We start from the raw sequence: 9,268 nt of genomic DNA on the forward strand, positions 1-9,268 counted from the left end.
TCGTCCCGGATCTCCCACGCCTTGTCCAGGTTGACCATGGCGCGGCCCCGCACCTGCGCCATCGCCTCCGCCAACGTCGGCACCCGCTCCTCGGTCAACGGCGCCTGACTCCCACCCAGACCCCTTTTCAACCGCAGCTGCTTCACCTCGGCCAACGCCAACTCCGACACCGCACCCGTACCGTCCGTCGTCCGATCCACCGTGCTGTCATACATCAACACCAGATGCCCATCAGCCGTACGCCGCACATCGATCTCCACCACGTGCACGCCCGCCCGAACCGCAAGATCGATCGCCGTCAGCGAGTTCTCCGGTGCGGCACGCCAGTGCCCACGGTGCGCCACCACCGCCTCAACCTGCCCAACCGACCCGTACGCCTCGCCAAGATTTCGTGACAACTCCCCCCGCCAGAGGTGAATACTCTGCGACGAACAGGACGTGGACCGGGGTACTCCGGTTCACCACGGCCCGATCTGTTCTGTCGCGCGTACCGATGCGGCGAGCAGGGCAACGTCACCGGTACCGGCGTACGCGTCAAGCGCGGTATCGGCGAACTTGATGGCGTGCGGGTCGACGGAGTCCACCGCGAGCCGCATGACCTCGGCAGCATCCCGTTCGGCCACGAGCAGCGGCCCGGGTTCTCCGATCGCCGGGGCGTACGCAGCGGTGACGGCCGCGGTGGCGGCCCAGCCGGCGGCGAGACTGGCCGGCCAGATCTCCCGGGGCAGGGTGGGCAGGGTGCGCAGGATCGCGTTCGGGGCGGTGGCGGCGTGCACCAGCATGACCGGCTTGGCGTAGCCGTGGGTGCCGTGCCGGGTAACCGCCGCGTGCACGATGCCGGCCAGCCGGGCTGGCACGGCATCCGGCCCGTCGGCGACACTCCCGCTACCTGCTCCTCGGCAGGGCACCGCGCCGGCCACCGCCGACCAGCCGGGAAGGTCAGCGAGTTGGGCGAGCCGGGCCCGGATGCCGAACCGCTGGTCGGGTACGCGGGGCACCACGTCGAGCGCAGCGCGGGGATCGATGGCGGGATACGGCCCGGCTCCGGGTGGCGCGAGGGGCTGCCAGCGGGCCGCCCAGTAGGCCAACCCCTGCCCGAGTTCACCAACCCGGGGGGACGGTCTCCTCGTCCAGCAGGGCACGAACGGCATGGCCGACGCGGATCACGCCGTGGGTGGCGCCGGCAGCGACGCCGGGCAGCAGGCGTGGCCACCATCGCGCAAGCACCTGCCGCCACGGCTCATCGGCCAACTCCCGATCGAAGAAGTCGAGCCAATCGCCGGTGCGTACCGGGTCGCCGAGCGGGTCTCGCCACTCGTCGGCGGCGATCGGCTCGATCCCCCGTGGTCGCTCCTCCAGTTGGTCCGCGTACCCGTCCAGCCATCGGTGGACGACCGCGGCGTGGCCGTGCCGGGCCAGCGCCTCAACGGCCATGGGCGCATGGTTGGAGAGCCACCCATCCCGTTCCGGTCCGAAGTGCTGTATCCGCTGCAGGGCCTCGTCGAGTACGTCCACTCGGGAACGGTAAGAGTTGAAGCGAGGTTGAGGTCAACTGCCGGCAGGTACCGGGCGAACTGAGCGAACTGATCGCACCTCGTTGACCATCAGCCCTCCACTTGATAGTAAGCCGCACTCCTGGCGAGCGACGACTCGTCATGGCGGCAGGATTCCGGCGGCCACCGCCCTCAGGTCCGCAACTGGCACCGCTCCGTTCCCGCCAATGTTGATCACCGTACCGCTGGGCGTTGTGATCACCACTTCGTGGACGGTGACCTCGGAGCCGACAAATCTGGTGAGCTGGGCCTGGCCCGCCGGAACCGGGAAGCTGTCAATCACCGCCGTGCCTTTGATGGACCAGCCGACCAGCCACTCGGTGACCTGCTCCCGATCAACCTCCGCCGTCGTCCGTTCCGGGCGCAACACCGAAATCCAAAGCCAATTCGACCCGTTGGGTCGCACATAGTTACGGTAAGTTTCCGTGGCGGTCGGATGGTCGGAGCCGGCGACCGCTCCGCCCCCGGTCGGGGTGAGCACCCCGCTGTCGTTGTGCAGTTGGTTCTTCGACACGGCATAGCTAACAGGTCCAAACTGGGCAACATAGGCCCGCAGCCCTTCCGGAACGAAGGTGATCCGGTAATCGTCCAGTGGCTGGAAAAGCGGGTACAAAGCGAAGGTCGGCGGGGCGGCCACCGACGGATCGGTGGACGAGTTCGGAAGAGAAGCCGATTGGGTAATCCCAGTCAGGGAAGCCGCGACAGTGACAGCGATGGCGGTTGCGGCTACCGCGCCGCCGGCCGCACCCGCGCGAAGAATTCGACGTCGCCGTACGCCGCGATGCACCCGGGTGACGAACGCGTCCGTGACCGGGAGCATGAAGTCTCCTTTATCCAGTTCGGCTAGCTCGTCGGCGAGATTCTCGGACACTGAAATCACCCTTCTGCTGACATCGTCGTACGGAGACGGGACAACCCTCGGGAGAGTTGCGACCGCACCGTCGTCGGGGTGCAGTTCAGGAGGCGACCGATCTCGTCGTCCGGCAGGTCAGCGACGTAACGTAGGGCGATCGCGGCCCGCTGCTTCGGTGGCAGGCTCGCGAGGATCCGCCGAACCGCGGCGGTCGACTCCACCGCGGCCAGTGCGGCGTCCTCGTACCCGGCTTCCGGGATGGTGTCGGTCGGCGACGTCGTCGTTCATTGAGGAAGAGGTTGGTCATGGTGCGCTGGGCGTAGCCGACCGGATTTTCGTCCGCGCGCACCCGTGACCAGGCCAACCCGACGCGGATGAGGGTCTCCTGGGCAAGATCTTCCGCGGCGGCTCGGTCCAGCGTCAGAATGTTGCCCAAGCGCAGCAGCCCGGCGGCGCTCTGTCGCACGAACGCGTCGAACCCGGACCCGTCCGGCGGGAGTGCAGTCGCCTTCATACTATGACTACCCCGCATCCCCCTGGAAATGTTGCATGGTCCCCTGATCCGGGCGCCTCACTCGATCAGCGGATCCTGCCGTTTGGGCCGCTGCCTGCCGCCCGCTCCCTCCTCGGCCAGCGGCCGCAGCGGCCACGTGACCCACCGAACCGACAGAGCCGGTGGCCCCGACAGAGCTGGCAGCTTTGGGGTGAGACAGAAATATTTACCTATGCTATTGTCGCGCCATGACTGCCGGGTCGGCTAAACGCCAGAAACGAATAGGGTTCCCGGCCTGGGCATGATCGCCCGGCGGGGCCGAGCCCCACCCTCCGCGATCAGCTATTTGCCAGCACAGCAACCGTGCTTCTACTTGCTGTCGCATGCGCTCTTATCTTCCCCACGTCTCGCCGTGCCACTTCCGCAGGCGCCCCGGCCCGAGCCGGCGATTTGTGGTGCCCGCATAGAGAACGAAGCCCAACCAAGGAATGGAGTACACCCTTTGCCGTCCGACCACGCTACCCAGGTCAAGGATTTCCACGCCCAACAGGAACAGGCCTCGGAGATTCCCGAAGACCGGCGGAGCATCCTGCTCACCACCGCAAACCGAGAAACCGGGGCACCGCGTAGCACCTGGGTGGAGTTCTTCCTCGACGAAGACCGACGCATCCTGGTCGTCGCGCTGCCCGACGGCACCCGTACGAGGCCGGGGTGGTACGACGACCTACTCGCCGAGCCACAGGTGACCCTGGAGAACGGTGCCTTCAGGATCGAGGCACTCGCGGCGCTGCTCGAGGAGGGCGAACGGGACGCCGCGCTCGACCGGGCGGCGGAGCTGGACCCCGTACTGCGGCGGGAGCGTTCCCTCGCCCCAGAACCGCCACCTGTTGTGGCGCTGAAGCCGCTCGCCGGCCGGCCGGTCGGGACCACCTGGGGCAGCGGCCTGAAGCTGATTCACGACGCCTTCCGCCGCGAGCTGGCGGTCATCCGCAGTGAGCTGGCACGGCCGGGGACCCACCTCGGCGCGCAGCTACGAATCAACTGCCTCGCCCTCTGCGGCGGCCTCGGTCATCACCATCGCAGCGAGGACGACCAGCTGCTCCCGGTGGTTACCCAGCACCATCCCGAGCTTGCCGACGCGGTACGGCGGCTGCGGGCGGAACACACGGCGATGGACGCGCTGCTCCAGCAACTGCAGCAGGTGGTCGGGGCAGCCGAGGTGGACCGGGCGAGCGTGCGTACCGAGGTCGACCGGCTCTCCGCCGCGGTCGAGGCGCATCTCGACTACGAGGAGGCGCAACTCCTACCGATCCTCGACCGGCTCTCCGCCAAACAGACCGGTGACGACTCGGCCTGACCGCGGCCCGGTCAGCCCCGCCCCGCCGCTGCGTGGTCCCCGTACCGTTCGGCCGCACGCGCCTTGGCCTTCGCGGCCTCCACTGCGCGGTCCCGGGGAGGTGCCTTGGTCACCAGGTCGCCCAAGAGGGTCTGGGTTGCCGCGGCGACAGCACGAACGGCTTCGTTGAACGCCTCCTCGTTGGCCGCGGACGGTCTGGTCGCGCCACTGACCTTGCGCACGTACTGGACTGCGGCGGCCTCGATCTCGTCGTCGGTGGCGGGCGGTTCAAAGTTGTGGAGCACGCGAATGTTCCGGCACATGACACCACGATGCCAGGCCCAAGCCCCAACTTGAACCGCCGCGCCCCACGCCGTACCTAACCGCGGGACGAAATCTGTTGCACTGTCCAGTGGTTGCCGTCCGGGTCGTCGAAAGCGACGAAGCCGACGTTGTCCAGGCTGTCGCCGTCCTGGGCCGGACGAAAGCCCTCCGGCCCGGCCACTCGGACCTCGCTAACCTCGACCCCCCGCTCCACCAGCTGTTGACGGGCCTTCCGCACGTCCGCGACCACGAACTGCACCCCCTTCAGCGAGCCCGGCTCCATCGGACTGACGCCCTTCCCGATGATGATCGAGCACCCGGAGCCAGGTGGGGTCAGCTGCACCGGACCGAACTCGCCGCCGTCGCCGCGAGAATCGAAGTCCAGGTGGAAGCCCAGCTTCTCGGTGAAGAATTCCTTGGCGCGGTCCACGTCAGCCACCGGCACCGGCACAACTTCCAGAGTCCAGTTCATTACTCCCGCTCTCGCTTGCGCTACCCCTTGCTTAGCCGGACGCGTTCTCCGGCCGCCGACATATTCTTGGTGACCCCGGGGCCCCCATCACGGTTACGCGAGCACCTCGTCGAGCCGGTCGTAGCTCTCCCCCATGCCCCGCTCCATCGGAGTGGCCAGCACGAGGTCACGCACCTCCTGCGACGAGTAGCGCAGGGTGGTGTTCAGCGTGGTCAACCCAGCACGCTCTGTGAGCATGGCGGTGACGAGGGCCTCGCCCGGCGCCCACTGGTCGTCGTAGGACTCGGTGTAAACAAGCCGGTCCGGTGCCTGAACCTCGCGGTACACCCCGCCCTGGCCCATTTTCCGGCCATCCGGCCCCACCGAGACGAAGCGCCAACTGCCACCGACCCGTAGCTCGACCTCACATTCGACCAGGCGCCAACCGCGAGCGCCGAACCACCGCTTGAGCAACTCTGGCTTGGTCAACGTGTCGAACACGAGGTGACGTGGCGCCCTGAACACCCGGGTCAGGACGATGTCAGTCGGTGCCGGTGTGGTCACCCGCAAGGTCTTCGCCGTCATGTTCCCTGGCTCTCCCGGCCGCCACTCGACTGGCGCGCATCGTCACCGGCCTGGAGTTCGTCGAGTAGTTCGTCAAGGCGCCCGTACGCCTCCGCCCAGTAGCCGCGGTAGTTCTCCAGCCAGTCCACGACCAACCTGAGCTGGCGTCCTTCAAGGTGACACGGCCGGCGCTGGGCGACGCGTCCGCGAGAAATCAGCCCCGCGCTCTCCAAGACCTTCAGGTGCCGAGAGATCGCCGGTTGACTCACCGGGAACGGGGCGGCGATCTCCTTCACCGTCGCGTCACCCTGCGCGAGCCGGGCGAGGATCGCTCGCCGGGTCGGGTCTGCCAAGGCCGCGAAGGTGGCGTCGAGACGCTCGGGCTCATCGAGTGCATAACCAGCTTGTTTCATAACGAGTTTGTTATATCTCTCGACCGCCGCCCTGTCAAACCCGACCTCGGCATGTCTGCGCAGGTGGAGACGCCCCGGCGAGGTGACGCGAGCTAGCCGGCCGCCCAGCCAGCGCGCCCGGTCCTGCAGGTGCACGGGGGTCCGGCTGTCTGGGGACACGCGTAGTTGATCGGCGCTGGGTAGCTCTGAGATCGGTACGATCGCCTATCGATCGGAGGGCCACCATGACGGATGTCAGCGCCGAGCAGTTCGTCGAAGAGTTGCGGACCTACCAGTCGGATGAGGAGCTCCGCAAGATTCAGCGCTACTTCAGGCGCACCGAGAGCGACACGTTCCTGGGCGTCCGAATGGGTCAGGTATTCGCACTGGCCAAAGAATTCATCGACCTGGCGCCCGGCGAGATCGAAACCCTACTCGACAGCCCGATCCACGAGGTACGCGCCGGCGCGGTCAGCATCATGTCCAAGCAGGCCTCGCGGAAGAGAACCACCGATGCGCGCCGGGCGGAGCTGTACGACCTCTACCTGCGCCGGCATGACCGGATCGACAACTGGGACCTGGTCGACCTCGGTGCCGCGAACGTGGTGGGGGCGCAACTGGCCAACAAGTCCCGTGACGTGCTGTACGAGTTGGCCCGCTCGGACGACCCGTGGCAGCGACGAACCGCGATCGTCAGCACAATGGCGTTCGTACGCGCCGGTGACCTCGACGACACGTTCCGAATCGCCGAGTTGTTCGTTGCCGATCCGCATGACCTGATCCACAAGGCCACCGGCTGGCTGCTGCGCAGCGCCGGGGACCAGGACCGGGCACGGCTACTCGATTTCCTCGACCGGCACGCGGCCACCATGCCCCGGACCCTACTGCGCGCAGCCATCGAACACCTCGACCGGGAGCAACGCACCTACTACCTGGGCCGGAAGAAAGCCAAGCAGGGAGCCTCGGCTCGCTAGCCGACACTCCCTTACCCCGCGCGGCTAGGGTGTGGCGCATGACTAAGCTGTTGACCGGCAAGGTGGCGCTCGTCGCCGGAGGGACCCGAGGTGCCGGGCGAGGAACGGCCATCCAGCTCGGAGCGGCTGGGGCTACGGTCTACGTCACCGGCAGGTCAACCCGCGTCCAACGGTCGGAGATGAACCGACCGGAGACCATTGAAGAGACCGCCGAGTTGGTCAGCGCCGCTGGTGGGGTCGGCATCGCGGTGCAGGTCGACCACCTTGTCCCCGACGAGGTACGCGAGCTGATCGCACGGATCGAATCCGAGCAGGGCGCCCTCCACGTGCTCGTCAATGACATCTGGGGCACCTCCCAGGTGGAGTGGAACAAGACGGTCTGGGAGTCAGACCTGGACGCCGGGCTGCATACGCTGCGTCTCGCCGTGGAAACCCACGCCATCACCAGTCACTTCGCACTACCCCTGCTCATTCGGAACCCGGGCGGGCTGGTTGTCGAGATGACCGACGGGACAGACGAGTACAACGCGGCCACCTACCGCAACTCGTTATTCTACGACCTCGCCAAGGGCGCCGTGAGCCGGATGGCGTTCGCGCTGGCGCACGAGCTCCGGTCGCAGGACACGACTTCGGTGCTGCTCACGCCCGGGTGGTTGCGGTCTGAGGACATGCTGGACAGCTTCGGGGTGACCGAACAAAACTGGCGTGACGCGCTCACGGTCGAGCCCCACTTCGCGATCTCCGAAAGCCCGGCCTACGTTGGCCGCGCCGTGGCGGCCCTGGCGCAGGACCCGGAGGTGTCCCGTTGGCATGGCGGGTCGCTCTCCAGCGGAGAGCTGGCGAAGGTCTACGGCTTCACCGACCTGGACGGGAGTCAGCCCGATGCCTGGCGATACCTGGTCGAGGTGCAGGACGTCGGCAAGCCCGCCAACACCACCGGATACCGCTGACCCCGACCCGGGCCAGTAGCTGCCCGACAGTGCACACGTTCATCCATTGAACATCCTCGAGCAATTGAAGTCGGCCGTCGGCAACGACCATCATGGATGGTCATGAAGAGACCGCTGAGTCTGCTGCTCGCCGTTGTTCTCACCGCGGCCGGGTTGTTCGCCCCCACCGCCCCTGCCGCCGCCGCCCCGGCACCGCTGAAGGTCCTGACCCACAACGTCATGCTCCTGCCCCAGCTACTCTTCCCGAACTGGGGGCAGGTCACCCGCGCCAACCTGATCGCCGAGGCCGACTACATCGCCGGCCAGGATGTCGTCATCCTGCAGGAACTGTTCGACAACGAGGCATCCGACCAGCTCAAAGACCAGCTCGCTGCGGAGTATCCCTACCAAACCCCAGTTCTCGGCCGGTCGAGGTCCGGCTGGGACGCCACCCTGGGCTCATACTCCGACGCGACCCCGGAGGATGGCGGAGTCACCATCCTGAGCCGGTGGCCCATCCTAGAAATGATCCAGTACGTCTACGCGGACGGCTGCGGGGCAGACTGGTTTTCCAACAAGGGATTCGTCTACGCGCAACTCAACGTCAACGACACTTTCGTGCACGTGGTGGGCACTCATGCACAGGCGGCCGACACCGGCTGTGCCGACGGCACCGGGGCCCAGGTACGGGCAGCCCAGTTCGACGAGCTCGACGCCTTCCTGGGTGCTCGCCACGTCCCGGCGGACGAACAGGTCATCGTCGCCGGGGACTTCAACGTTGACCGATACTCGACCGAGTACGACAGCATGCTGACCCGGCTCGATGTCAGCGATGCCACGTTCACCGGCCATCCGTACTCGTGGGACGCGCAGCGCAACGACATGGCCGACTACAACGACGACCAGAACAGCCGCCAACAACTCGACTACATCCTGCAACGCAATGGCCACGTGCGGAACGGTTCCGGTGACAACGAGACGCTAGCCGTCGAGGCACCGAAGTGGTGCGTGACAAGTTGGTTCGTCCGCTACTGCTACACCGACTACGCCGACCACTACCCAGTCGCGGCCGACATCTGACGCCGGCGTCTGGGCAGACAGCTCTTCTACAGTACGGGTCTGCTGCACCGATGGGTGACATCTGAGATGGCTTGCCCTGGTGGCGGGCTGGAAGGATGTTGCTGTGCCCAAGCCCTACCCCCGTGAGTTCCGTGATGACGTGGTGCGAATCGCTCGTGAACGGGAGCCTGGCGTCACGGTCGAGCAGATCGCCAAGGACTTCGGGGTCCACCCGATGACATTGTTCAAGTGGCTGCGCCAAGCCGACATCGACGCCGGGACCAAGCCTGGCGTCAGTGGCAGCGAGTCGGCCGAGCTGCGTGAGGCCCGCAAGCGGATC

General features: G+C 66.8%; 11 protein-coding genes and 2 pseudogenes. 5 read left to right on the forward strand and 8 right to left on the reverse strand.

The window, feature by feature from the left end:
* From K228_RS0123120 to K228_RS26090, 4 genes and pseudogenes are all read right to left on the reverse strand, one after another.
* Nucleotides 1–398, reverse strand: a 398-nt coding sequence (locus K228_RS0123120; RefSeq protein WP_245603569.1) for a glycerophosphodiester phosphodiesterase family protein, incomplete at its 3' end; no start/stop codon positions are given.
* Nucleotides 399–458: 60 nt separating this feature from the next.
* Nucleotides 459–1,515: pseudogene (locus tag K228_RS27810) on the reverse strand (questin oxidase family protein).
* A gap of 138 nt (nucleotides 1,516–1,653) precedes the next feature.
* The gene (locus K228_RS0123130; protein ID WP_025620533.1) at nucleotides 1,654–2,433 is read right to left on the reverse strand and encodes a hypothetical protein; all 780 of its coding nucleotides are present in this window, start codon (nucleotides 2,431–2,433) and stop codon (nucleotides 1,654–1,656) included.
* A pseudogene (locus K228_RS26090) lies at nucleotides 2,430–2,920 on the reverse strand (sigma-70 family RNA polymerase sigma factor). Before K228_RS26090 ends, K228_RS0123130 begins: the two are co-directional and overlap by 4 nt.
* A 481-nt stretch (nucleotides 2,921–3,401) precedes the next feature.
* Between K228_RS26090 and K228_RS0123140 the strand changes: the two are divergent.
* Nucleotides 3,402–4,256, forward strand: coding sequence for a nitroreductase family deazaflavin-dependent oxidoreductase (locus K228_RS0123140; RefSeq protein WP_025620534.1), 855 nt, complete (start codon nucleotides 3,402–3,404; stop codon nucleotides 4,254–4,256).
* Nucleotides 4,257–4,267: 11 nt separating this feature from the next.
* On the opposite strand, the gene K228_RS0123145 is transcribed toward K228_RS0123140, so the two are convergent.
* The 4 genes from K228_RS0123145 to K228_RS0123160 all read right to left on the reverse strand — a co-directional run bounded on the left by K228_RS0123145 (nucleotide 4,268) and on the right by K228_RS0123160 (nucleotide 5,987).
* A complete protein-coding gene (locus tag K228_RS0123145) occupies nucleotides 4,268–4,558 on the reverse strand; it encodes a DUF2277 domain-containing protein (protein ID WP_025620535.1) in 291 nt (96 codons plus the stop codon).
* A 56-nt stretch (nucleotides 4,559–4,614) separates the two neighbouring features.
* Nucleotides 4,615–5,031, reverse strand: a complete 417-nt coding sequence (locus tag K228_RS0123150; RefSeq protein WP_025620536.1) for a VOC family protein — start codon at nucleotides 5,029–5,031, stop codon at nucleotides 4,615–4,617.
* Nucleotides 5,032–5,124: 93 nt separating this feature from the next.
* Nucleotides 5,125–5,595, reverse strand: coding sequence for an SRPBCC family protein (locus K228_RS0123155; RefSeq protein WP_025620537.1), 471 nt, complete (start codon nucleotides 5,593–5,595; stop codon nucleotides 5,125–5,127).
* Nucleotides 5,592–5,987, reverse strand: a complete 396-nt coding sequence (locus tag K228_RS0123160; RefSeq protein ID WP_025620538.1) for an ArsR/SmtB family transcription factor — start codon at nucleotides 5,985–5,987, stop codon at nucleotides 5,592–5,594. Before K228_RS0123160 ends, K228_RS0123155 begins: the two co-directional genes overlap by 4 nt.
* Before the next feature lie 224 nt (nucleotides 5,988–6,211).
* On the opposite strand from K228_RS0123160, the gene K228_RS0123165 reads away from it, so the two are divergent.
* From K228_RS0123165 to K228_RS0123180, 4 genes are all read left to right on the forward strand, one after another.
* Entirely contained in the window at nucleotides 6,212–6,940 is a 729-nt protein-coding gene (locus K228_RS0123165) for a DNA alkylation repair protein (protein WP_025620539.1), read from the forward strand.
* Between the two features lie 38 nt (nucleotides 6,941–6,978).
* On the forward strand, nucleotides 6,979–7,890 hold the full coding sequence (locus tag K228_RS0123170) for an SDR family oxidoreductase (protein ID WP_025620540.1): 912 nt from the start codon (nucleotides 6,979–6,981) through the stop codon (nucleotides 7,888–7,890).
* A 102-nt stretch (nucleotides 7,891–7,992) separates the two neighbouring features.
* Complete coding sequence (gene sph / locus K228_RS0123175; protein ID WP_025620541.1) at nucleotides 7,993–8,949, forward strand: sphingomyelin phosphodiesterase; 957 nt, start codon at nucleotides 7,993–7,995, stop codon at nucleotides 8,947–8,949.
* Nucleotides 8,950–9,052: 103 nt separating this feature from the next.
* On the forward strand, nucleotides 9,053–9,268 hold a 216-nt coding region (locus tag K228_RS0123180; protein WP_025620542.1), incomplete at its 3' end, for a transposase.

It is taken from the genome of Salinispora cortesiana, from assembly GCF_000484695.1.
GTDB lineage: Bacteria > Actinomycetota > Actinomycetes > Mycobacteriales > Micromonosporaceae > Micromonospora > Micromonospora cortesiana.